Origin of the sequence: Dactylosporangium sp. CA-152071, from assembly GCF_050936335.1 — a bacterium.
GTDB lineage: Bacteria > Actinomycetota > Actinomycetes > Mycobacteriales > Micromonosporaceae > Dactylosporangium > Dactylosporangium maewongense.
Window position 1 is genome coordinate 4,959,260 of the sequence record NZ_JBNJMZ010000001.1, and the last position, 21,313, is coordinate 4,980,572.

The 21,313-nt window shown below is 72.6% G+C and carries 21 protein-coding genes and 2 tRNA genes; 10 read left to right on the top strand and 13 right to left on the bottom strand.

What is annotated here, in order from left to right; genetic code table 11:
• Positions 1 to 295 precede the first annotated feature (295 nt).
• The 3 genes from ACQEVZ_RS22125 to ACQEVZ_RS22135 all read right to left on the bottom strand — a co-directional run bounded on the left by ACQEVZ_RS22125 (position 296) and on the right by ACQEVZ_RS22135 (position 1,483).
• Positions 296 to 368, bottom strand: a tRNA-Arg gene (locus tag ACQEVZ_RS22125).
• A 28-nt stretch (positions 369 to 396) separates the two neighbouring features.
• The gene (locus ACQEVZ_RS22130; protein ID WP_344512222.1) at positions 397 to 927 is read right to left on the bottom strand and encodes a DinB family protein; all 531 of its coding nucleotides are present in this window, start codon (positions 925 to 927) and stop codon (positions 397 to 399) included.
• Positions 928 to 994: 67 nt separating this feature from the next.
• On the bottom strand, positions 995 to 1,483 hold the full coding sequence (locus ACQEVZ_RS22135; protein WP_433369444.1) for an NUDIX domain-containing protein: 489 nt from the start codon (positions 1,481 to 1,483) through the stop codon (positions 995 to 997).
• 77 nt (positions 1,484 to 1,560) lie between these two features.
• Between ACQEVZ_RS22135 and ACQEVZ_RS22140 the strand changes: the two genes are divergently transcribed.
• From ACQEVZ_RS22140 to ACQEVZ_RS22160, 5 genes are all read left to right on the top strand, one after another.
• Positions 1,561 to 2,100, top strand: coding sequence for a hypothetical protein (locus tag ACQEVZ_RS22140; protein ID WP_433369447.1), 540 nt, complete (start codon positions 1,561 to 1,563; stop codon positions 2,098 to 2,100).
• Between the two features lie 122 nt (positions 2,101 to 2,222).
• A complete protein-coding gene (locus ACQEVZ_RS22145) occupies positions 2,223 to 7,007 on the top strand; it encodes a trypsin-like peptidase domain-containing protein (RefSeq protein WP_433369450.1) in 4,785 nt (1,594 codons plus the stop codon).
• A 285-nt stretch (positions 7,008 to 7,292) separates the two neighbouring features.
• Positions 7,293 to 7,469: a hypothetical protein gene (locus tag ACQEVZ_RS22150; protein WP_433369453.1), complete on the top strand. Its 177-nt coding sequence runs from the start codon at positions 7,293 to 7,295 to the stop codon at positions 7,467 to 7,469.
• 50 nt (positions 7,470 to 7,519) lie between these two features.
• Positions 7,520 to 9,799 (top strand): FxsB family cyclophane-forming radical SAM/SPASM peptide maturase, encoded by a 2,280-nt coding sequence (locus tag ACQEVZ_RS22155; RefSeq protein ID WP_433376912.1) that lies wholly within the window; start codon positions 7,520 to 7,522, stop codon positions 9,797 to 9,799.
• Positions 9,800 to 9,935: 136 nt separating this feature from the next.
• Positions 9,936 to 10,355 (top strand): hypothetical protein, encoded by a 420-nt coding sequence (locus tag ACQEVZ_RS22160; RefSeq protein ID WP_433369456.1) that lies wholly within the window; start codon positions 9,936 to 9,938, stop codon positions 10,353 to 10,355.
• On the opposite strand, the gene ACQEVZ_RS22165 is transcribed toward ACQEVZ_RS22160, so the two are convergent.
• The 7 genes from ACQEVZ_RS22165 to ACQEVZ_RS22195 form a co-directional block, all read right to left on the bottom strand.
• Entirely contained in the window at positions 10,324 to 10,623 is a 300-nt protein-coding gene (locus ACQEVZ_RS22165) for a hypothetical protein (RefSeq protein WP_433369459.1), read from the bottom strand. The genes ACQEVZ_RS22160 and ACQEVZ_RS22165 overlap by 32 nt on opposite strands.
• An 881-nt stretch (positions 10,624 to 11,504) precedes the next feature.
• Positions 11,505 to 11,581: transfer RNA gene (locus ACQEVZ_RS22170), tRNA-Ala, on the bottom strand.
• A gap of 65 nt (positions 11,582 to 11,646) precedes the next feature.
• Positions 11,647 to 12,354 (bottom strand): divisome protein SepX/GlpR, encoded by a 708-nt coding sequence (gene sepX, locus ACQEVZ_RS22175; RefSeq protein WP_425552411.1) that lies wholly within the window; start codon positions 12,352 to 12,354, stop codon positions 11,647 to 11,649.
• A gap of 192 nt (positions 12,355 to 12,546) precedes the next feature.
• Positions 12,547 to 13,161 carry a GNAT family N-acetyltransferase gene (locus tag ACQEVZ_RS22180; protein WP_344512213.1) on the bottom strand — a complete coding sequence of 205 codons (615 nt, stop codon included), beginning with the start codon at positions 13,159 to 13,161 and terminating at the stop codon, positions 12,547 to 12,549.
• Positions 13,158 to 14,453 (bottom strand): molybdopterin molybdotransferase MoeA, encoded by a 1,296-nt coding sequence (locus ACQEVZ_RS22185; protein ID WP_344512211.1) that lies wholly within the window; start codon positions 14,451 to 14,453, stop codon positions 13,158 to 13,160. Before ACQEVZ_RS22185 ends, ACQEVZ_RS22180 begins: the two co-directional genes overlap by 4 nt.
• Positions 14,450 to 15,385, bottom strand: coding sequence for a UTP--glucose-1-phosphate uridylyltransferase (locus tag ACQEVZ_RS22190; RefSeq protein ID WP_344512209.1), 936 nt, complete (start codon positions 15,383 to 15,385; stop codon positions 14,450 to 14,452). Before ACQEVZ_RS22190 ends, ACQEVZ_RS22185 begins: the two co-directional genes overlap by 4 nt.
• A 9-nt stretch (positions 15,386 to 15,394) precedes the next feature.
• On the bottom strand, positions 15,395 to 17,548 hold the full coding sequence (locus tag ACQEVZ_RS22195) for a diguanylate cyclase (protein ID WP_433369464.1): 2,154 nt from the start codon (positions 17,546 to 17,548) through the stop codon (positions 15,395 to 15,397).
• Positions 17,549 to 17,619: 71 nt separating this feature from the next.
• On the opposite strand from ACQEVZ_RS22195, the gene ACQEVZ_RS22200 reads away from it, so the two are divergent.
• Positions 17,620 to 18,246 carry a 5-formyltetrahydrofolate cyclo-ligase gene (locus ACQEVZ_RS22200; protein WP_433369467.1) on the top strand — a complete coding sequence of 209 codons (627 nt, stop codon included), beginning with the start codon at positions 17,620 to 17,622 and terminating at the stop codon, positions 18,244 to 18,246.
• Positions 18,247 to 18,404: 158 nt separating this feature from the next.
• On the opposite strand, the gene ACQEVZ_RS22205 is transcribed toward ACQEVZ_RS22200, so the two are convergent.
• Complete coding sequence (locus ACQEVZ_RS22205) at positions 18,405 to 18,635, bottom strand: hypothetical protein (RefSeq protein WP_433377292.1); 231 nt, start codon at positions 18,633 to 18,635, stop codon at positions 18,405 to 18,407.
• A gap of 41 nt (positions 18,636 to 18,676) precedes the next feature.
• Complete coding sequence (locus ACQEVZ_RS22210; protein ID WP_344512267.1) at positions 18,677 to 18,859, bottom strand: hypothetical protein; 183 nt, start codon at positions 18,857 to 18,859, stop codon at positions 18,677 to 18,679.
• An 84-nt stretch (positions 18,860 to 18,943) separates the two neighbouring features.
• Here ACQEVZ_RS22210 and ACQEVZ_RS22215 point away from each other — a divergent pair, with 84 nt between their 5' ends.
• Positions 18,944 to 19,090: a hypothetical protein gene (locus ACQEVZ_RS22215; protein WP_344512203.1), complete on the top strand. Its 147-nt coding sequence runs from the start codon at positions 18,944 to 18,946 to the stop codon at positions 19,088 to 19,090.
• 54 nt (positions 19,091 to 19,144) lie between these two features.
• The gene (locus ACQEVZ_RS22220) at positions 19,145 to 19,447 is read left to right on the top strand and encodes a translation initiation factor 2 (RefSeq protein WP_433369471.1); all 303 of its coding nucleotides are present in this window, start codon (positions 19,145 to 19,147) and stop codon (positions 19,445 to 19,447) included.
• Between the two features lie 3 nt (positions 19,448 to 19,450).
• On the opposite strand, the gene ACQEVZ_RS22225 is transcribed toward ACQEVZ_RS22220, so the two are convergent.
• Entirely contained in the window at positions 19,451 to 19,924 is a 474-nt protein-coding gene (locus ACQEVZ_RS22225) for a DUF2231 domain-containing protein (RefSeq protein WP_433369474.1), read from the bottom strand.
• Positions 19,925 to 20,048: 124 nt separating this feature from the next.
• On the opposite strand from ACQEVZ_RS22225, the gene ACQEVZ_RS22230 reads away from it, so the two are divergent.
• Together ACQEVZ_RS22230 and ACQEVZ_RS22235 are read left to right on the top strand one after the other, a co-directional pair.
• On the top strand, positions 20,049 to 20,507 hold the full coding sequence (locus ACQEVZ_RS22230; RefSeq protein ID WP_344512197.1) for a Fur family transcriptional regulator: 459 nt from the start codon (positions 20,049 to 20,051) through the stop codon (positions 20,505 to 20,507).
• The gene (locus tag ACQEVZ_RS22235) at positions 20,504 to 21,310 is read left to right on the top strand and encodes an oxygenase MpaB family protein (protein ID WP_354901465.1); all 807 of its coding nucleotides are present in this window, start codon (positions 20,504 to 20,506) and stop codon (positions 21,308 to 21,310) included. The genes ACQEVZ_RS22230 and ACQEVZ_RS22235 overlap by 4 nt, the downstream gene beginning before the upstream one ends.
• Positions 21,311 to 21,313 lie beyond the last annotated feature (3 nt).

The following is a 21,313-nucleotide window of genomic DNA, read 5'->3' on the forward strand; positions in this document are numbered from 1 at the left end:
TGCAACTCTCCCACCAGGGGCCGCGTGCCTCTTGGCGTATCCCAGCGTGTGCGCCCGCTGGACCCACCAGGGGATCAGGTCCCGTTCGAGAGTGAAGCCGTGCAGGCCTCCCGCGGCTCCGCTCACACACAGCGCTCGTCCGTCGGCGCTGGCGAGCCAGCTGCCGTCGGGCGCGACTGCGGGGGGGCGGCCAGCTGGCCTGACGCAGGGCGCCTGGCGGGAGCGAAAGTGGAGCGGAGAGCCTCGGTCAGGTGCGGTCCGAGGCTCGGCGGGTGGGGTCGTGGGCCGTTGGAGGCAGTGCCGGCCGGATTCGAACCGGCGTCCTTCCGATCCGGAGTCGGGCGCGTCAACCTCTGCGCTACGGCGCTGCCGTCGCTGAGTGTATCGAGGGGGCGGCTACTCGGCGGGGGCGAAGCGGTCCAGGGCGGGCATGTAGCGGCGGTAGGGGCCGACGTCGTCGCGGTGGCGGCCGGCGAGGACCTCGGCGATCTGGGCGGTGTGGGTCAGGTCGTGGGCGACCCAGGCGGAGAGGACCTGGGAGAGGGTCACCGTGCCGAACTCGGGGTGGGTGCCGGAGCGGGGCAGGTCGGAAGGGGTCAGGCCGAGCGCGTCGAGGTCCTCCAGCGAGCGGGACCGGACGGAGCGGAAGCGGTCCAGCAGGTCGGCGACGGGTTCGCGGTCCCAGGAGAGCATGGCGACGCGGTTGAAGGGTTCGAAGGGGCGGTCGGTGCCGTGCTCCATGATGAGGCGGATGCGGGGCAGCCAGTTCGTCTCGTCGCCGTGCAGGAGGTGGCCGGCGATGGCGTAGGCGCTCCAGGTGTCGGGGCCGTCGTCGCGGTGCAGCCACTCGTCGGGCAGGTCGAGCAGCAGCGCGGAGACCGTGGTCGGGGTGCGGGCCAGCAGGGTTGTCGCGTCGGAGATTCGCATGTGGCCCATGCTCGGCGCGCCGTGGCCGCGGGGACAGGGCCACCTCGCGATGACTGGCCTGGCGTCCTCAAGGCGATGGATGCCCGGGTTCCAGGTGCTGCTGGAGCCGGTCGAGGAAGGTGGCCTGGGCCTTGACCAGCTTGGTCCTGGCGGGCTCCAGGCCGAGCCACGCGACGCGGTCCAGCTCGGGGAACGACTGGATGACGCCCGAGCCCTTCGGCCATTCCATCTCGAAGGTGTTGCTGACCGCGGTCTGCTCGTCGAAGTCGCCTTCCAGGGCGAACACGGTGACGACCTTGCCGCCGCTCTGGCGGACCTCGCCCAGGCTGATGGGCGTGCCCGCGGGGGCGGGGGCGCCGAGCTCCTCCTCGAACTCGCGGAAGGCGGCGGCCTGGGCTTCCTCGTGCTCGTCGTACTCGCCCTTCGGGATGGACCAGGCGCCGGCGTCCTTCCGGGCCCAGAACGGACCGCCCATGTGCCCGACGAGCACCTCGATTCCCTGGTCTGAGCGGCGGTACAGCAGCATCCCCGCGCTCAGCCGAGCGGGCTTCGCCATGTCTGGCCTCCCTGTGCGCCGGCCGGTCCGATGTCTTGATGCAAACACAGCCGGGCGGCCCTGGCACCCTTGGGGCCATGGATGAGATCGACGACGACGCGCTGCGGGGGCTGGTGGCGCGGATCGCGGCCGCGCGCGGGAAGGTCGTCGCGGTGGAGCTGCCGCCGGACCGGTTCCAGGGCCTCGTCGACGAGCTGCGGGTGGCGGCGTACGAGGACGAGGCCGACGTGCGGATCGTGCTCGGCGCGGCGTGCACCACGGCCGCTCGCACCGTCGAGCACCTCGCCGGCGTGCTGCAGCTGCCGTATGCGGCGAGCCGCGGATGGCTGGACATGCTGGAGGCGGTCGGCGACCGGGCGGCCTCGCTGCGGCAGTGCCTCGTGGTCGCCGACGCGGCGGATCTGGTACGGCACGAGGACGAGGACCGGTGGCACGAGCTGGTCGGCGCCCTGTTCGGCGGGCCGTACTGCCTCGGCGGCGGCTGGAACACGATCGTCCTGGCCGATCATCCGTGGCGGTGGGAGGGCACGCCGTTCCGGTCGGCGGCTCAGGCACAAGAGCGGGCCGAGACGGGCCGACGGTCCATGCACGGGGAGCATTCGTCCATGTTCGAATAGTGACCGTCGTTGCTATGATCCAGAGCCGGACACCGATGCGTGGCGCGAGCGGGAGGTGGGCATCATCCTGACCAGGGTCACCATGGTGTGGCACCGCGCGGCGCTGGAGACGACCGGCACCGATGACGGGCACTGACGGCGTCGCCGTCGTCCGGATCAGCGGGTCCGGGCGACCGGTGGGCATGGGCGTGCTGGTCGGCCCGCGGCAGGTGATCACCTGCGCGCACGTGGTCAACGCGGCGCTCGGTCGAGACCACCGCAGCCAGCCGAGGCCGGACCAGACCGTGACCGTGCAGGTCGAGTTCCCCCGGGTCGGGGGCAGGCCGATCCGGACGGCGCGGGTCGTGGCGTGGAACCCGCCGCCGGAGTGGGGCACCGGTGGCGACGTCGCCTGCCTGGAGCTCAACGAGGACGCGCCCGCGGACGCCCCGCCGGCCCGGTTCGCGGAGACCCCGACGGGGCCCGACGACCGGCTCGTCGTGTTCGGCGACCCGGAGGCGGTGTCGCGGCCGAACGGGGTCTGGGTCGAGGTCGGCCTGGTCGGCGCCGTGGAGGGCGGGCTGATCCAGGTCGAGAGCCTGGAGCGGCAGAGCATCCGCGCGCAGCCGGGCTACAGCGGCTCGCCGGTGTGGCGCGCCGACGGCCGGGTGATCGGGCTGCTGCACGCGACCGCCCCGCCCGACGAGCCGCACCGCGACGCCTACCTGCTGCCGCCGGAGCTGCTCGCCGCCACCTGCCCCGACCAGCTGGACTACCTGCTGATCCCGGCCAACCCGTACCGCGGCCTGGAGAGCTTCACCGAGGCCCACGCGGACGTGTTCTTCGGCCGTGAGGACGTCGTGACGGCCCTGGCGCAGCAGGTGCGGCACCAGCCGGTGACGATGCTGGTGGGCCCGTCCGGGGTCGGCAAGTCGTCGCTGGTCCAGGCGGGTCTCGTCCCGAGGCTGCTGGCGGAGCACGCGTGGTCGGTCGCGGTCATCCGTCCGGGGCGGGACCCGTGGCACCGGCTGGCGATCGGTCTGCTCAGGGCGCTCGACGACCGGCAGCCGCAGGCGGCCCAGATCGAGGCGACCGTCGCCCGGCTGCGCGCGGACGGCCTGGACTGGATGGCCCGCCTGCTGAGCAGCCAGGACCGCCCGCTGCTGCTCGTCGTCGACCAGTTCGAGGAGCTGCTGCTCGGCGACGCCCCACCGGAGCAGGAACTGCTCGACCTGCTGCTGCCACCGGGCGAAGACCTTCACGAACGCCCGCCGGGCGAAGGCCCTCACGAACGCCCGCCGGGCAAAGACCGGGATCCCGGGTTCCGCACCGTCCACACGCTGCGCGCCGACTTCGTCCCGGCCCTGCTCGGCATCCCGGGCGTCGGCCCGCGGCTGGTCGAGCGGCTCTTCCCCCTGTCGAAGATGACACCCGCCGAGATGCACGCCGCCGTCCTGCGCCCCGCCGAGGCGCGCGGCGTCACCTTCCAGCCGGGACTGGTCGACAAGATCGTCGAGGACGCGGCCCGGGGGTCGCTGCCGCTGCTGGAGTTCATGCTGACGCGGCTGTGGCAGACGCAGCGCAAGCGGCTGATCGACTACACCGGCTACCGGCACCTGGGCGAGATCGGCGAGGTCCTCGACCAGTTCGCGGACAGCCAGATCGCCAAGGTCGCCGACACCCCGCGGGCGCTGCTGGACCAGGTGCTGCTGAGCCTGGTGCAGCTCGTCGGCGACGACGTCGACCGGGCGATCCGGCGCCGGGTGCACCTCGCCGGGCTGCCGCCCACCCACGAGCGGGTGCTCCAGCACCTGGCCCGGGAGCGGCTCGTCGTGTTCGACAACGAGCCACAGTCCGGCAGGTTCGCCGAGTTCGCGCACGAGGCCCTGATCCGGTCGTGGACCTACCTGCGCGACCTGGTGCGCGGCAACGCCGAGTTCCTGATCTGGCTCGACATCACCCAGCGGCGGATCCGCGAGGACGACCCGCTGCCCGAGTCGCGGATCGCCGAGGCGACCGCCTGGATCGAGCAGCGGCCGGAGGAGATCCCGTTCGACGTCCACGACTTCGTCGCCAGGAGCCGGGCGGCCGCGGAGGCGCGCAACCGGGAGACGGAGGACGCGCGGCAACGCGCGGAGGCGGCCACGGACCAGGCCGAGGCGCTGCGGCTGGCGGCGGACTGTGAGCTGGTCGCGCGGCTGCCCAGGGTGCCGACCCACGTGGCGCTCGCGCTGGCGGTGGAGTCCGTACTGACGAAGCCGACGCTACAGGGCAACCTGGCGCTCCAGCACGTGCTGCGGCAGCACCCCCGGACGCTGCGGCAGATCGACTCGGGGGTCCCGCCGACGGCGGTGGCGTTCGACCGTGAGGGGACCCGCATGGCGATGTGCGGCTCCGGCGGCGAGACCCTCGTGTACGACACGGACACCGGCGAGGTGGTGGCCGCGCTCACCCACCCGGCCGCGGTGGTGGCGGCCGCCTTCGACGCCGACGGCGACCGCCTCGCCACGTCCGGCCAGGACCAGGTCGTGCGCGTCTACAACCTGGCGGACGCGGAGCCGGAGCCGCTGGAGATCCCGCAGCTCGGCGAGGTGACGTGGATCGAGTTCGACCCGGGCGGCGCGCTGCTGGCCACCGCCGACCGCAACGGCACGGCGCGCGTCCACGACGCGTCGACCGGGGCGCAGGTGACCGAGTTCGGGCACGAGGGGCCGGTCTCGAGGGTGACGTTCGCGCCGTACGGGCAGCGCCTGGCCATCGCGTCGCACGACGGCACGGCACGCGTCGTGGACGCGAGGACCGGCCGGCGGCTGCTGGCGGTGCGGCACACAAGGGAGGTGCTCGACGTCGCGTTCGCCGAGGACGGCGCGCGGCTGGTGACGGCGAGCGGCGCCACGGCCCAGGTGTTCGACCTGCTGACCGGTGCCCCGGTGGCCCAGTGCCAGCTGGAGCGCCCGGTGACCTCGGTGGTGTTCAGCCCGGACGGCACCCTGGTCGCGGCCGCCGGACTGGACTGGACCGCGCGGATCTTCCGGGCCGGCGGCAACGGCTCGCTCGTGGTGCTGCCGCACGACGGCGCGGTCCTGGCGGTCGCGTTCTCGCCCGACAGCACCCAGGTCGCGACGGCCAGTTTCCGGTCGGTACGGGTTTTCGACGCCGCGACGGGCACCGAGCGGGCCCGCCTCGACCACGACAGCGAGGTGTTCGCGGTGGCGTTCACCGCGGGTGGCCATCGGGTCGTCGCGGCGGCGAACAACGGCTCGGCGCTGGTCGTCGACGTGACCTCCGGCGCGGAGCGCACCCGGTTCCGGCATTCGGGTGAGGTACGGGCGGTCGCCTTCGACCCGGGCGGCGCCTGGCTGGCCACCGCCTCCAACGACATGACCGCCAGGGTGTTCGACGTCGGCACCGGGCGGGAACGGGCGCGGATGCACCACCACGCCGAGGTCCTGGCGTTGGCGTACGGGCCGGACGGGCGGCGCGTGGTGACCGGCGACCGGGAGGGGTTCGCCCGTTCGTTCGACGCCCGCACCGGCGCGGAGCTCATCCTCGGCCGGCACGGCGCCGAGGTCCCAGCGGTCGCCTTCGCCGAAGCCGGCGAGGGTGACAGCGACCGGGTGGCGACGATCGGCAAGGACGGGTTCGCGCGGATCTACGACGCGCGGACCGGCGTCGAGCTGCTCGAGCTGCCACACGACGGGCCCGTCACGGCGGTCGCGTTCGACGGCGCCCGCGACCGGGTCGTCACCGGCGGGCACAACGGGGTGACCCGGGTCTTCGACGCCACCACGGGACTGGAGACCGTCGAGTTCGTCCAGGACCGGGCGGTGGTGGCCGTCGCCGTCTCGCCCGGCGGCGCGTACGTGGCGACCGCCAGCTACGACGCGACCGCGCGGATCTTCGAGGTGGCGACGGGGCGCGAGCTGGTCCGCCTGCCGCACCACGACGACGTGGTCGCCGTGGCCTTCTCACCCGACGGCAGGCTCCTCGCCACCGGCAGCTTCGACAAGTCCGCCCGCGTCTTCGACGTGGAGACGGGGATCGAACGCGGCCGGATCGACCACTTCGAGGCGGTGGTGGCCGTGGCGTTCTCGCCCGACGGGGCCCGGGTCGCGACCGCCAGCCACGACAAGACCGCCCGCCTGATCGACGCGGCCAGCGGCGCCGAGCTGGCCCGGTTCGACCATCCGGACTGGGTGACCGCGGTGGCGTTCTCGCCCGACGGCACGCTCGTCGCGACCGCCTGCCGGGACGGCTCCGCCCGCACGTTCGAGGCCGACCAGGCGCTGTTGCTGGAGCGGGCGGTGCGGCACATGGTGCGGCCGATGCGCAACGGGGAGCTGCGGCAGTACGGCCTGCGCCCCAACTGCCGGCACGTCGAGCACTGGGCCCGGCACAGGGCGGAGGCGGGCGACGTCGAGGAGATGCGCCGGCTGCTCACCATTGTGCTTTCCCGCCGCGACGAGGTTTCTCTGGCCGAGGCTGAGGCACTGCTCGAACGACTCGAAACCCGGCCCGAAATCGACCTGCGTCTTGAGCGCGGCGGTTGGGCGGTCCGGCGGCACGCGTTTGACGAGGCCATTGCCATCTGGCGGCGGGCGGCACACGCCGGAAATGTCCAAGCGGTCGCGCGACTCGCGCCGATTGCCGCCGCGGACGGCAATCTCGAAGAAGCGAAGCGGCTGCTACTCAGAGCGGTGGAAGACCTTGATCAAGCCACCACGTACCTTGCGGTGGTGAGCCGCAAGCTCACGCAACGGCAGCGTAACCATCTGCGAGCGCTCGGTGGCCCTGCGGATACCGACGCGATCAACTTCCTGGGCCTCGCGGAGTACCTGGACGGCCACCCGGTCGAGGCCGGCAAGCTGTGGGCGAGCAGCGCTGAGCTGGGCAACTGGAGCGCCCCGATCCTGCTGTCGCGGCTGTAGTCCTCCCTTGTATCGCCCCGGTCCGCGATGGGCCGGACGAAAAGCGGGAATGACTACGCATGGTCACGAAACGGTGAGATGATCCAGGTGGAATACCCGATCCAGCTCCACTGAGCCACTGCGGGGTGACTGCCCGCGAGCCCGCTATGGCGCAGGCATGCATTCGGCTAGAGTGGCGGAGTTCCAGGCGCGCGTGATGATCAATACCACGGCGTTTGGTGCCTACCTGCATTATAGCAATCGCCTGACCAAGGCACCTACAGCTTCCCTAGAAGGATCAACTTGATGAAGACAAGTGTCGAAAACCGGCCGCGTCCGGCGGGTAATGCAACCGCTGTTGCCGCCCGCGTCCCGCTGACCCGTCTTTCCGACGACGACAGCCGCCGTATTGTCGAGCGCATCCTCGAAGACGTCGACGGCATTACGAGCCTCGACGTGGCCGCCTTCAATTCGTCGATCTAGCCACCACAGTGGACAGTGGCGGGCGGGTTGCGAGCGGCCTGAGCCAGTTCGTGCTCAAGGTCCACTCGCGATGTGATCTTGCCTGCGACCACTGTTACGTCTACGAGCACGCCGATCAGTCGTGGCGCCGCCAGCCGCGGACGATGGACCGCGACGTCGTCCGGGCGACCGGCGCCCGCATCGCCGAGCACGCGAAGGCGCACGGCCTCGCGAGCGTACGGATCGTCCTGCACGGCGGGGAGCCGCTGCTGCTCGGTCCGCAGAGGATGCGCGAGCTGGTGGGGGAGCTGGTCGCCGCCCTCGATCCGTTCGTCCACGTCGACCTGCGGATGCAGACCAACGCCGTGCGGATGTCCACGGAGTTCTGCGACCTGTTCCGCGAGTTCGACATCAAGGTAGGTGTCTCCCTCGACGGCGACCGGGCCGCCAACGACCTGCACCGCCGGTTCCGCAACGGCGGCAGCAGCTACCGCGAGGTCGTCGCCGGGGTCGCGCTGCTGCGCCGGCCCGAGTACCGGCGCAGCTACGCCGGCCTGCTCTGCACGGTCGACCTCACCAACGACCCGGTCGCGGTCTACGAGGAGCTGCTGCGGCACGAGCCGCCGCGGGTCGACTTCCTGCTACCGCACGGCACGTGGGACCACCCGCCGGCCCGCCCGGGCGGAGAGGCCGCCCCGTACGCCCGGTGGCTCGCGACGATCTACGACCGGTGGCTGGCCGACGGCCAGCCCACCGGCATCAGACTCTTCGAGTCGCTGCTGTCCACCGCCGGCGGCGGACCCAGCTACAGCGAATGGGTCGGCCTCGACCCCGCGGACCTCGTCGTGGTCGAGACCAACGGCGAGTGGGAGCTGGCCGACAGCATCAAGATCACCTACGACGGCGCCCCGGCGACGGGGATGGACGTCTTCACCCACAGCGTCGACGACGTCGCCGGTGCGCCCGGCGTCGCCCGCCGCCAGCTCGGCCTCGCCGACCTGTCCGCGACGTGCCGGGCCTGCCCCGTCGTCACGCAGTGCGGCGGCGGCCTGTTCGCCCACCGGTACAGCACCGGGCGCGGCTTCGACAACCCGTCGGTCTACTGCCCCGACCTCATGGAGCTGATCCAGCACATGCGGCACCACCCACCGGCGCCCTCCGAGCCCGCCGCCCCCGTCCCGGACGCGATCGCCCTCCCGCTGGAGCACCTCGACGCGATCGCCCTCGCCGGCGACGACGTCACCGCGGTCGAGGCGCTGGCGTCGGCCCAGCTGGCCATCACCCGCTCGCTGCTCCGGGAGGTCACCAGGCGGTGGCCGGACGACCCGCACGTGCGCGGCGGATGGGACCTCCTGACCGCCGTCGACCAGCAGGCGCCGGAGCCCACCGATGAGGTGCTGCGGCATCCGTACGTGCGAGCCTGGGCCGTCGGATGCCTGTCCGGCACCGGCTCCGCCACCCCCGGCTACCTCGCGGTCGTCGCGGCGGCGGCGGCGATCAGGGCCGCGGCGACGGTCACGGTCACGGTGCCGGCGCAGGCCGGGCAGCTGTACCTGCCGACCCTCGGCACGGCGGTCCTCGCCGGACGCGCGCACTCGTCCGCGGTCGTGGCCGTCACCGCCGGCGGGTTCACCCTGAAGGCCGGCGACGACGCGGTGGCGGTGCCCGACGCCGGCCGGGAGACCGCCGGATGGCGCCCGATCCGCCAGGTCATGCCGGGCCTCGCCCTGGAGGACGCCGACCCGCACCGCGACTGCCACAAGTGGAAGCCCACCGACCGGCTCGACGACGACACCGCGCAGCGCTGGCGCCAGGCCCTCACCACGGCCTCCCGGCTCATCGCGGTCGAGGCGCCGGCCCGCGTCGGCGGCCTGCGGGTGGGCCTGCGCACGGTGGTCCCGCTGCACGCCGCCCCCGGCGGCGACAGCCGTGCGTCGACGACGAAGCAGGCCTTCGGCACGATCGCCGCGACCCTCGCCTCCCCGTCCGAGCTCGCCGTCGTGCTGGTCCACGAGTTCCAGCACAACAAGCTCAACGCCGTCCTCGACGCCTGCGACCTGGTCGACCGCAACGACCCCCGCCGGCTCAAGGTCGGCTGGCGCACCGACGCCCGCCCTGTCGTCGGCGCCCTGCACGGCACCTTCGCCCACCAGGCCGTCGCCGACATCTGGCGCGCCAGAGCGGTCCGCACCGACGCCGCTGATGCCGCCGACGCCTGGCGCAACTACCGGATGTACCGCGACTGGACCGCCGACGCGGTCGGCACCCTCCAGGCTTCCGGCGCCCTGACGACCCTCGGCACCCGCTTCGTCACCAACATCGCCCGCTCGATGACCGCCTGGCCCGACTGACCCGACGAACCCCTACCGGCGATCCGCTCCACCCACCTTGAACGACTGCCTGCTGAACGAGCGGACTGTTCCACCAACAGCGGCATCCACGCCCAAATGTTGACGTCCGTCGCAATCGACGAGTACGCCATCACCGATGACGACGCCGAAGCTCAGTCGTCGCGCCGAACCTGGCGCCGGCCACCGCTGTGAACGCCGCCCGGCCGGTCAACCGCCGCCGCTGCTGCGCCGTCGGCCGGTGTCCGAACGCACCGCTCGTGACGCCTGGACGGTCCTTCGCAACGCGCTGAACAACGCCATCGTCGAGGAGCTGCTCACCCGCAACCCGGCCGGGTTGGTACGTGCTGATCCTGGTGTGCGGCTGTGCCAGGGTGAGGTCCTCGGCCTGCGGTGGTCCGACGTCGAAGCCCATCGCTCGGCACAAGGTCCGCAAGCCCGAACCGCCGCGCCGGACCATTCCTGCCCACCGGTTTGCACCTACAACAGCGAGGCCAATGCGGCATACATCGACCTGCAGTGTCGTACTACTGTCGGTATGCCGCGAAAACAGCGATGAAGCGATCGCGTTTGGTGGCGACGAAGCGGTGCACAGTCCCCGACGCCATCGTGACAGCGAGGCCATTCGGGATGATCCTCAACTGGTTGTACTTGTGCATGGACACGATCTGGTCGACCGGGAGGTCGAGCGGCTCAGTCTGGATGTTCAGTGCATGCGCACGGAAGGACAGTCGGTCGCGGGTCAGGATCAGGTGACCACCGACGGCCTCCGCACCGCTCCACAGATTGGCTCTGGCATGTACCAGAACACCGCTGTCGTCTGTCATGTGACCATCCTCGGGCTTGCCGGTCCCACAAGCTAGTGCGACGGTGGAGCCCGGCCGGGACGACGGTCCAATCCGCGTCATGACGACCAAGCCGCTGGCCGTGTGCGGGATTCCGTGCGGGTTCCTCCGCTGCGGCATTCCTGCGGCGCCGATCGGTCCCACGTTCACCTCGCCGGGCTTTCACCTGAGGCGTTGCGTGCGGCTCACAAACCGACGTGCCAAAGCGATCGGTCAGCTCGCGTCGGGCCTGAGACCGAGAACAAGGGCGAGGGTCCTCTTGTCGGGTCACGACTGGAGGTTACGGCGCCGGGGCGGTCAACGTCGTTCAGCAATCTGTAGCGTCTCGGCGACGTCGCTCACCGCGGCAAGGTTGTTCCCTCTGAGCGCAGCGTGAATAGACTCCCGGCTGCGCTTTGAGCACCGACGTAATGGGCCGCTCGGCTCTGAGTACCCCGGACCCAGGCCTGAAGGTCGCTGGAGTCGACGACATAGCCGAGCTGGAACGCCTCGCGGTTGTACGCCTGCTGTCGCTGGCGGACGACCCCGGCCGTCATAGCTGCCGGCTGCGCTGGCGAAGGTCGCCAAGCCCCGAACCCGCAAACCCACCGCGTGGACCGCCGAGGAGGCCAAGACCTTCCTGAAGGCTGCCCAGGAGCCCCCGGACCCGTTCTACGCCGCGTACGTGCTGATCCTGGTACAGCGCGGGCCCCCGAGGCGGCGCAGCCGACGAGCCCACCGATCAGAGCGCCACGCGACGGTCTTGAGGGGGCGTGGGTGGAGCGAAGCTCCCCCAATGGGGAGCGCGGGCGAAGCCCGTGCGCGGGGAACCAACTCCACCACCAACGCGAAACGGCGCAGTCCGTTGAGCAGACTGCGCCGATTGGTGGAGTTGAGGGGACTCGAACCCCTGACCCCCTCGATGCGAACGAGGTGCGCTACCAGACTGCGCCACAACCCCAACCGGCCCGCCGGAGTGGGCCGGGGCCAAGAGTAGCAAACGGGTTGGACGGGGCGCGAATCAGATCACTGACCTGACGCCCGCGTGTCGTAGGGGCGGCCCCGGACGGCGCCCAGGGCGCCCAGGCGGGCCGCTTCGCGGCGGGCCCGGTCGCGTTCGGCGAGCTGGGCGGCGACGGCCTCGCGGCGTTGGGCGGCGCGGCGGAGTTGTTCGCGGCGGACCTGGGCCTGGCGGCGGGCGATCCACGCGGCGTACTGGGCTTCGCGGCGCCGGCGGCGCTGCTCGGCGAGGGCGCGGGTGCGCAGGTGGGCGACGTAGGCGACGAGCAGCGCGCCGGTGACGGCGAAGCCGACCCAGAAGCCGGTGCTGACGAGGGCGACGCCGCCGAGCTCGACGAGGTTGAGCAGGACGAGGGCGAGCAGGACCCGGCGGCGGCGGTACATGGCGCGGGGCGCCCGGTGTGGACGGCGCCGGCGGGCGGTGGGCGGCACGACCCGCAACGGCGGCGGGGCGGCGCCGCCGGGAGAAGAACCGGGAGAGGAAACTGTGCGGTGCACCACTGTGCGGGGCGGGTTGACCGGGCGGCGGCCGGGGATCGTGCGCCGGCGGCGGTCAGCGCGCATTCCGGCACGGGTCAGCACCCGTGCCGTGGACAACGCCCGCTCCGCCACCAGCCGCTCTGTGGCGTCGTACCGGCGCACCAACGCGGGCGCCAAGGCCAGGAGCCCAGCAGCGGCAAGGACGGCGAGGAGCACCGAGGTCGGCACCCTCACGCCTCCGTTCACCGACTTCGTGCGCCGGTCCCCCCAGGCGCGCGAAGTCATCCAAGTCTGTGGAAGTTACAGCGTGGTAACTCCGACTCAGAACAGTACGGGTTGCGCAGCGTTACACCACGTCAACACGCAGGAGGAAACACCCGAAAAGGAGGAGCCGAGCGGGAGGGGCCGGAATGGAGGGGCCTGAAGTCAGCCCGCGAGGACCTTGTGCCAGCGGGCGAGGAGGCCGCCCTCGGTGGAGACGTCCTCGGTGGTCATGGCGTAGCCGAGGTGGTCCCGCCAGTCGCCGTCGATGTGCAGGTAGCGGTGGTGGTACGCCTCCTGGCGGAAGCCGAGCTTCTCCACGACGCGCCGGCTGGCGAGGTTGTCGGGCCGGATGTTGACCTCGATGCGGTGCAGGCCGCCGACGCTGAAGGCGTGGTCGACGGCGAGCGCGAGCGCGGTCGGGGTGATGCCCTTGCCCGCGTGGCGGGAGTCGACCCAGTAGCCCGCGTAGCCGGAGCAGAAGGCGCGCCGGACGATGTTGCCGAGGGTGAGCTGGCCGACGAGCTGGTCCTCGTAGCAGACGGCGAACGGCATGGCGCTGCCGGTGCGGGCGGCGCGGCGCAGGTCGGCGTGCACGGCACGGAAGGCGGCCGGCGAGTTGAGGTCGTGCCACGTCCCGTACGGGGTGGGCTCCCACTTCGACAGCCACTGCTCGTTGGCGCGGCGGACCTCGGCCCACAGGCGGGCGTCGGCGCGCCGGTAGGGCCGGAGGGTGACGGGACCGTCGGTCAGGACCGCCGGCCATCCAGGCTGACTCATCGCCGTCTATCCAACATGATGACGTCCACTGTAGAGCCCGCGGCGGCGCTGATCACCTTCTCGCCCAGGACCATGAGCCCGTTGGCGTCGGCGAGGCCTGAGAGCGTGTACGGGCCACCGGCGAGCGGCATGACGGTGTAGCCGCCACCGCGGCGCTCAGTGATGTACGCGGGGCGGAACTCCCGCATGCCGGAGGGCGAGCTGACGGTCTCCAGCAGGTGTGCGCGCACGCTGGGCCGGAAGACGGGGTCCGCGCCGGCGAGCAGCTGGATCACGGGCCGGGCGAGCACCTCGAAGCCGATGAGCGCGGCGCCGGGGTCGCCGGGCAGGCAGACGATCGGCACGCCGTTGACGCCGGCGGCGCCGCCGATGGTCCCGTAGCCGAGCGACGAGCATGGGTACACGGAGAGGTCTGAGAAGACCACGGACCGTGACAGGATGCGCCGGACCATGTCGCCGGGGCCGGTGCCGGTGCCGCCAGTCGTGATGATGAGGTCCGCGCGCAGCATCTGGTCGTCGAGCAGGCCGCGGAGCCCCTCGGGGTCGTCGTCGCAGATGCCGACGCGGTACGCGTGAGCCCCGGCCTCGGCCGCCGCGGCGGTGAGGGCGTGGGAGTTGGCGTCGACGACCTGGCCGGGCTGGCTGGCGCGGCCGACGTCGACGAGTTCGTCGCCGGTGGCGATCACGACGACGCGGGGGCTGGGGCGCACGACGACGTGCCCGATGCCGCTGGCAGCGAGGACGGACACCAGCGGCGGGGTCACGTACGCACCGGCGCGGGCGAGGACCGCCCCGGCGGGCAGCTCGTCGCCGGCGCGGCGCACCCCGTGGCCGCGCTTCGTCGGGTGGTACACCTCGACCGCCGCCATGCCCTGGTCGGTCATGCCGGGCGGGACCACCACGTCCGCCGAGACCGGCATCAGGGCGCCCGCGGCGACGGAGAAGCAGGTGCCGGGGGTCAGCCGGACCGGCCGCCAGCTGGAGGCGACGAGGTCACCGACGACGCTGAGCCGGACCGGGCGGCCCGGCTGAGCGTCGCTGATGTCGTCGAACCGGGCGGCGTAGCCGTCGATCGCGGAGTGGTCGAACGCGGGCACGGGGCCCGGTCCGACCACGTCCTCGGCGAGCACGTTGCCGTGCGCGGCGGTGATCTCAAGGTCCAGCGGGGGCAACGGGCGCAGGCCCCGGAGCACGCCGGCGAGATAGTCGGCGAGTGGGACGCGCGCGTTCGACCCGACGCCCGCATCGCGTGCGGCGTCGTGGTGGGAGCCCGTCGCTGGAACCGCTGTCACCCGCGCAGATCCTTCTCCACGAACTGGGTCAGCCACTCGCTGAACGCCGGGCCGAGGTCGTCGCGCTTGCACGCGAGCTGGACGACGGCCTGCAGGTACCCGAGGGGCATGCCGGTGTCGTACCGGGTGCCGCGGTAGACGATGCCGTGCACCGGGGTGCCCTCGGCGAGCAGCAGGGCCATCGCGTCGGTCAGCTGGATCTCGCCGCCGGCGCCGGGGCCGATGCGGCGGATCGCGTCGAAGAGGGTGGGGGGCAGCACGTACCGGCCGATGACCGCGAGGTTGCTCGGCGACTCCGCGGGCTTCGGCTTCTCCACGAGGCCGGTCACCTTCAGCACCTCGCCCGCGTCCGCCGACAGGTCGGACGGCTCGACGGACGCGATCCCGTAGCGGCTGGTCTCGTCGGGCTCGACCTCGATGAGCGCGAGGACGATGCCGCCGGTCTGCGCCTGGAGGTCGAGCATCGCGGGCAGCAGCGGCTCGGTCTCCTCGACGAACTCGTCGCCGAGCAGGCACGCGAACGCTTCGCTGCCGACGTGCGACTCACCGTACGAGATGGCGTGACCGAGGCCGAGGGGCTCGCCCTGCCGGCAGGTGTAGATCTCGGCGAGCTCGCTGGGGCGCTTGACCGCGGCGAGCCGCTCGTCGTCGCCCTTCTCCTGCAGGCGCGCCTCAAGGTCGGGACGGCGGTCGAAATGATCGACCATCGATGTCTTGCCCCTGCCGGTGACCAGCAGGATGTCTCGGATGCCGGCTGCCGCGGCCTCTTCCACGATGTACTGGAGGACGGGCCGGTCAACGACCGGCAGCAGCTCTTTCGGCACGGCTTTGGTCGCCGGGAGGAAGCGGGTGGCCAGGCCCGCCGCCGGGATCACGGCTTTGACAGCCCGCTGGCGCTGCGCCGCGGGCTGGTGAGGAGTCGTGTCAGGCATGTGGCAAGGCTAGCCGCCGCGGCTCTGTCGTGGCGGTTGTGCCGCCTTTGGCGCGCCGGGCGTCACCTCCGTACTAGCCTTCGCGGGCCCCTGCGCACCCGTGAACGACTCCTGTGCACCCGGAAGCGCACCCGGAAGCGCACCTGGAAGCGCACCTGGAAGCGCACCTGGAAGCGGCACTGCCACGACCACGTCGGGGGCGATCTTGTACGTGTCGCGGCCGGCGGCCTTGGCCGCGTAGAGCGCGTCGTCCGCGGCCTCCAGCACGGCCGCTCCCGTCGCGCCGTGGATCGGGAAGACCGCGATGCCGATCGAGACCGTCACCGGGATGCGCCGCGGCGGCTGGCCGGGCGTGGAGGAGACCACGAGGACCGGGCTGCGCCGTACCGCGGCACCGAGGCGCTCGGCGAGGACCGCGGCGCCGGCCGCGTCGGTCTCCGGCAGCAGCACGACGAACTCCTCGCCGCCCTGCCGGAACGCGAAGTCGACCTCGCGGATCTCCGCCCGGAGCCGGCGGGCGAACTCGGCCAGCACCGCGTCCCCGGCCGCGTGGCCGTAGGTGTCGTTGACCTCCTTGAACCGGTCGAGGTCCAGGGCGAGCGCGGCGAGGCTGCGGCCGAACCGGCTGGCCCGCTCGACCTCGCGGCGCAGCGACTCGCGCAGGTACCGGTAGTTGGACAGGCCGGTCAGCGGGTCGGTGAGGGACAGCCGCTGCGCCTCCTCGTGCACCCGGACGTTGTCGACGGCGACGGCCGCCTGCCCCGCGAACGTCCGCAGCGTGATCAGGTCGGCGTCGTCGAACTCGTCGAAGCCGTGCCGGTCGTACAGGGCCAGGACCCCGCGCGCGGCGGGCGGCAGGTCGGACTGGGGCTCCAGGCCCGTGGTGGGCCCCACGCCCGGCGCCGCGATCGGGACCGCGACGTACGTGATGCAGCGTGGCTCGACGGGTGCCAGGACCGGCCCGTCCCGGTCGACCCGGCCGCGCCGCGGCTCACCGGAGGCGGCGACCGTGCCGAGCAGCCCGTCGCCGAGCTGGAGCCGCAGGTCGGCGACGTCGAACCCGGCGAGCCCCTCGGCCACCTGCCCGCGCAGCTCGCCGCTGGCCGGGTCGACCATCAGCACCACCCCGGACTGCGCGCCGGTCGCGGCCGTCGCCGTCTGCAGGATGACCTGCAGGATCCGGTCGAGGTCGTGGGTGCCGGCAAGGGTGTCGCCGAGGACGCCGAGCTGCCCGCGCAGCTGGTCGCGGCTGGCGGTCAGCGCCTGCACGTACCCCTGCATCTCGCGGGTCATCCGGTTGAACGTCTGACCGAGCCGGCCGACCTCGTCCTGGCTGCGGACGGGCACTCGGGCGCTGAGGTCGCCGTCGGCGACGCGCTCGACCGCCTGCGCCAGCTCGGTCAGCGGGTGGGTGGTGGAGCGGGCCAGCCACCAGGCGACACTGACCGCGACCACCCCGGCGCAGGCGACGACGGCGACGAGCACCGCGTAGAGGCCGCCGGTGTCGGGCTCGGGCACCGACAGGGCCAGGGTCAGCGGCTGGTCGGGCCGCGGCTCGAGCCGCCGGACCAGCAGGCCGCCGGGCGTGGTGCCGGTCGCGTCGCGGTCGAGCTTGGCGGCGACGCGCACCGACTCCGACTCCGTCTGGTCCGTCGCGAGCGAGTCGACCCGCACGCCGCTGGCGTCGGTGAGCCAGGCGAGGAGGGTGGCGTCGACGGGCTCGACCGCGTACGCCCGGCCGATGCGCCGCGAGCTCGGGTCGAGCACGTCGACGGACGCGGCGATCGCGGCGAACGGCGCGTGGGCCGGCGCGGCGCAGTCGGCCCACGGCTTCGGCGGCAGCACACCCGCGGTGGTGAGCACGATGCCGTCGGCGCCGCTCACCTCGACCGCGCGGGCGAGCCCGCGCTGGACGGCCCGCTGGGCCGCGTCGGGCTGGTCGCCGTCGGCGGTGACGAGCGCCGTGGTCTCGGCGGCGAGCCGCAGCCGCTGGCAGGTGACGGCGAGGGCGGCCTCGACGTTCTGCGCGCCGGACTCGAGCCGCTCCTTGGCCCGCTGCTGGCTGACGGCGGACACGGCGATGCCGACGAAGATCGCGCCGAGCAGCACCGGTCCGAGCACGACCGCCAGGAAGGCGGCGGTGAGCCGCGCCCGCAGCGTCACGTCCGTCCTCCCGAAGCTGTGTTTCTGCGATGCTGTCACAGATGAGGAGGATTTGAGCGGTGCCGCCTGCGGTGTCCCCGAAATCCGAGCTCCGGTCGCACATCCGGTCCGCTCGGCGCTCCTCCGCGCACCCATTTTCCGACAAGTCGCTCATTGATGCTGTTTCCGCCATGATACGGGCAGCTGGCGCACGCACGGTCGCCGCTTACGCGCCGCTGCCGTTCGAGGCGGGCGGCCCGGGGCTCCTGCCCGCACTGTCCGCCGTGGCGCCACAGGTCCTGCTGCCCGTGCTGCTGCCCTCGCGCGACCTGGACTGGGCCCGCTACGACGGGACGCTGGCCGGCGGGCCGCTCGGCCTGTCCGAGCCGACCGGCCCGCGGCTCGGCGTCGACGCGGTCCGGTCGGTCGACCTGATGCTGGTCCCGGCGCTCGCCGTCGGGCTGGACGGGACGCGGCTCGGCCAGGGCGGCGGCTCCTACGACCGGGTCCTCGCCCGGGTCACGGCCCCGACGATCGCCCTGCTGCACCCGGGCGAGCTCCTGCCGTCCGTGCCCGCCGACCCGCACGACCAGCGGGTCTCGGGGGCCCTGGTGGGGGCTACCGCCAGGTATGAGACCGCCCACCTCCACTGGACGAAAGGATGTGCGATACCGCACTATTGGCACTCGATAGGGTTGAGTGCCAATGATGGAGGCTGAACGGTGCCTACCTACCAATACGCCTGCACGGCCTGCGGCCACCAGCTCGAGGCGGTGCAGTCGTTCACGGACGACGCGCTGACCGAGTGCCCGGAGTGCCAGGGCCGCCTGCGCAAGCAGTTCTCCGCGGTGGGTGTGGTCTTCAAGGGCTCGGGCTTCTACCGCACCGACTCCCGCTCCTCGACGAAGTCGAGCAACTCCTCGTCGACGTCGTCCTCGTCGTCCTCCGAGTCGAAGTCGTCGTCGGACTCGAGCTCGTCCGCCTCGTCGTCCTCCGACTCGAAGCCGGCCGCGGCCGCGTCGTCGAGCACCTCCTCGGCGGGCGCGTCGACGAAGTCGGCCTCCTCGACCGCCTGAGGTCGCCCGCACCACCCGGCGCTACGCCCCACCGGTCAGCGGTCCGGGGCGTAGCGCTGTCTGTGCCGGTCCGTCAGTCCCAGTGCGGGGGGCGGTCGGCGAGCAGGCGGTCGTCGTTGGACGCGCTGCGCTCGCCCCAGCCGGCGTCGGTGTCGTCGGTCGTGGTGTCCGGCAACACGACCAGCTCGTCGGCGAAGTCTTCGAAGCTCACTTCGCGCTGCTCATCGGTGGATGCCCACTCGTTCGTCGTCGCCACGCCGCGAGCGTACTCCGGCGAGTTTGCGGGAAGTTGGCCGAATGACGACAGTCGCCCTTCCGTCGACAGGTCACACTCGGCGGCATGACAGACGACAGTGCCCCCCAGCACCAGACCGACCCGCAGCAGGCGGAGCAGGCGGCGGACGAGCAGCCGACCGTGCGCCTGGACCAGGGCGACCCGGACGCCACCCGTCCGATGTCGCTCGCCGATCTGCTGAACAGCGACTGAGGTTCCCCCACCGGGCCGGGTCTGGCGGCCGGGCCCGGTGGGTACGCTCGTGGCGTGAGTGACGACGCCTTCTGGCGGCGGCCGCCGGAGGGGGCCGCACCGCCACCGCCGGCAGCGCCGGCCGAGCCCGCGGCTGTCCCCTACACCGGCGCGCCGCGCAGCGCGCCGCCCCCGCGCGGGTGGCGGCCGCCGACCGTCGAGCGACCGGCGGCGCCTCGGAATCTCCCGGCCCAGGATCCCGAGCGGATCGACCGGGAGGAGCAGGCCGCGACGATCCTGACCAAGGGGATGGGGATCTTCGCCGGCGCGGTCATCCTCGTGCTGCTGCTGATCTTCTGCGGCCGCCTGCTGTTCTGAGGGCTAGAAGCCGTCCCAGACCATCTTGGCGCCGGTGTCGCCGGCCTTGAAGACGTAGTAGAGGGCGGCCACCGCCAGCACCACGGTCAGCCCGCTGAGCGCCCAGTGGGCGACGGCGGGGCCGATCGGCTCGCCCGGGGCGGGGCGGACGACGTACGCCATGACGAGCGCGACCAGGGCAAGACCCACCACGATCAGGAACAGCGTGCTGCCGAAGTCCTCGTGCTCGCTGATCTTCGCCTGCAGCTGGTCGGACTGGAAGTTGGGGCTCTCCTCGAACGCCTCGCCGGACTCCTTGGCGGCGAACACGGCGCCGGGGGTGGCGACGGCCAGGACGATCATCGTCCAGCGGACGTGGCGGCGCGCGGCCGGCCAGACGGCGTACAGGATGCCCGCCACCGCCAGCAGCGGCACGAGCACGACTGCCGCATGGATGAAGAACGGGTGAGCCGGTAGACCGAGCACACGTTCGAACACGGGGCCTCCTCTTCGTCGGTGCGATCCTCCCCCACCGGACGTGTACACAACCCGAGTACCGGCAGTTCAATCAAGAGCCCGGAAACATTTGAACGGTTCCAGGGTGCGTGGTGTTATTGAAAGCGTGTCGGGTGAGGACTTGCTGCGCGCCCGGGGTCTGCGGGTGACGCGGCCCCGGCTGGCCGTGCTGGAGGTCCTGGAGGCGTCGCGGGGGCAGGCGCAGGGTCACCTGGACGTCGACCAGATCGCCGCGCGGGTCCGGGCCCGGCTCGACACCGTCTCCACCCAGGCCGTGTATGACGTGCTCAGCGCGCTGTCCAGGGCCGGCCTGGCGCGGCGGATCGAGCCCGCCGGCAGCCCCGCGCGATACGAGTCACGCGTCGGCGACAACCACCATCACATCGTCTGCCGCGGGTGCGGGGAGATCGCCGACGTGGACTGCGCGGTCGGCGACGCGCCGTGCCTGACGCCGTCGCAGGCGCACGGGTTCGTCCTCGATGAGGCCGAGGTCACGTTCTGGGGGCTGTGCCCCGCCTGCCAGCAGCGGCTCGCCGACGACACGGTCGAGGACCTGCCGAGTTGAGCGACCCGGGGCTCTTCGGACCGGACTCGGTCACCTGGCGGGTGCACCGGGAGCCCATCGTCACCGTCGGCGGCCTGCGCAGCCTGTACCTGCAGGCGCTGCTCCCCCGGGCGGTCGCGGGCGTGGAGCAGAACAGCCGGTACCGCAAGGACCCGTGGGGCAGGTTCCAGCACACCGCCATGTACGTGGGGACGGTCGTCTACGGCACGACCGAGCAGGCCGAACGCGCCGGCCGCCGGGTGCGGGCGATCCACGCGAAGATGACCGCGACCGACCCGCGCACCGGCGAGCGCTTCCGCGTCGACGACCCCGACCTGCTGCGCTGGGTGCACGTCACAGAGGTCGAGTCGTTCATGGAGGCCGCCCTACGGGGCGGGCTGCGGCTGAGCGGGCCGGAGATCGACCGCTACTACGCGGAGCAGACCAGGGCGGCGGCGCTCGTCGGGCTCGACCCTGCCACGGTGCCGGACTCGGCGGCGGCGGTCGCGGACTACTACGAGCGGATGCGTCCCGAGCTGGAGCTGACCGTCGACTCCGCGGCCACGGGGCTGTTCCTGACGCTGCCCCCGCTGCCGTACGGGCTGGGCCTCACCCCCGTCCGGGGCGCCGCGTTCGGGGTGTCGGCGCTGGCGATCGGCCTGCTGCCGGCGTGGGCGCGCCGCCTGTACGGGCTGCCCGGCCTCCCCGGGACCGATCTCATCGCGTCGGCGAACGCGCTGGTCCTCGGCCGGATGCTGAGCGTCATCCCGATCGACTGGATCTCCCCGCTGCGCCGCGACGCGATGCGCCGCCTCGCCTCCTGAGGA

Excerpts from the sequence above, each read along its gene's own strand:
- ACQEVZ_RS22140 (WP_433369447.1), top strand. The coding sequence starts at position 1,561 with ATGGATGAGATCGACGACGACGCGCTGCGGGGGCTGGTGGCGCGGATC.
- ACQEVZ_RS22215 (WP_344512203.1), top strand. The coding sequence starts at position 18,944 with ATGACAGACGACAGTGCCCCCCAGCACCAGACCGACCCGCAGCAGGCG.
- ACQEVZ_RS22135 (WP_433369444.1), bottom strand. The coding sequence starts at position 1,483 with ATGGCGAAGCCCGCTCGGCTGAGCGCGGGGATGCTGCTGTACCGCCGC.
- ACQEVZ_RS22130 (WP_344512222.1), bottom strand. The coding sequence starts at position 927 with ATGCGAATCTCCGACGCGACAACCCTGCTGGCCCGCACCCCGACCACG.
- ACQEVZ_RS22145 (WP_433369450.1), top strand. The coding sequence starts at position 2,223 with ATGACGGGCACTGACGGCGTCGCCGTCGTCCGGATCAGCGGGTCCGGG.
- ACQEVZ_RS22180 (WP_344512213.1), bottom strand. The coding sequence starts at position 13,161 with ATGAGTCAGCCTGGATGGCCGGCGGTCCTGACCGACGGTCCCGTCACC.
- ACQEVZ_RS22150 (WP_433369453.1), top strand. The coding sequence starts at position 7,293 with ATGAAGACAAGTGTCGAAAACCGGCCGCGTCCGGCGGGTAATGCAACC.
- ACQEVZ_RS22190 (WP_344512209.1), bottom strand. The coding sequence starts at position 15,385 with ATGCCTGACACGACTCCTCACCAGCCCGCGGCGCAGCGCCAGCGGGCT.
- ACQEVZ_RS22165 (WP_433369459.1), bottom strand. The coding sequence starts at position 10,623 with ATGACAGACGACAGCGGTGTTCTGGTACATGCCAGAGCCAATCTGTGG.
- ACQEVZ_RS22160 (WP_433369456.1), top strand. The coding sequence starts at position 9,936 with ATGACGACGCCGAAGCTCAGTCGTCGCGCCGAACCTGGCGCCGGCCAC.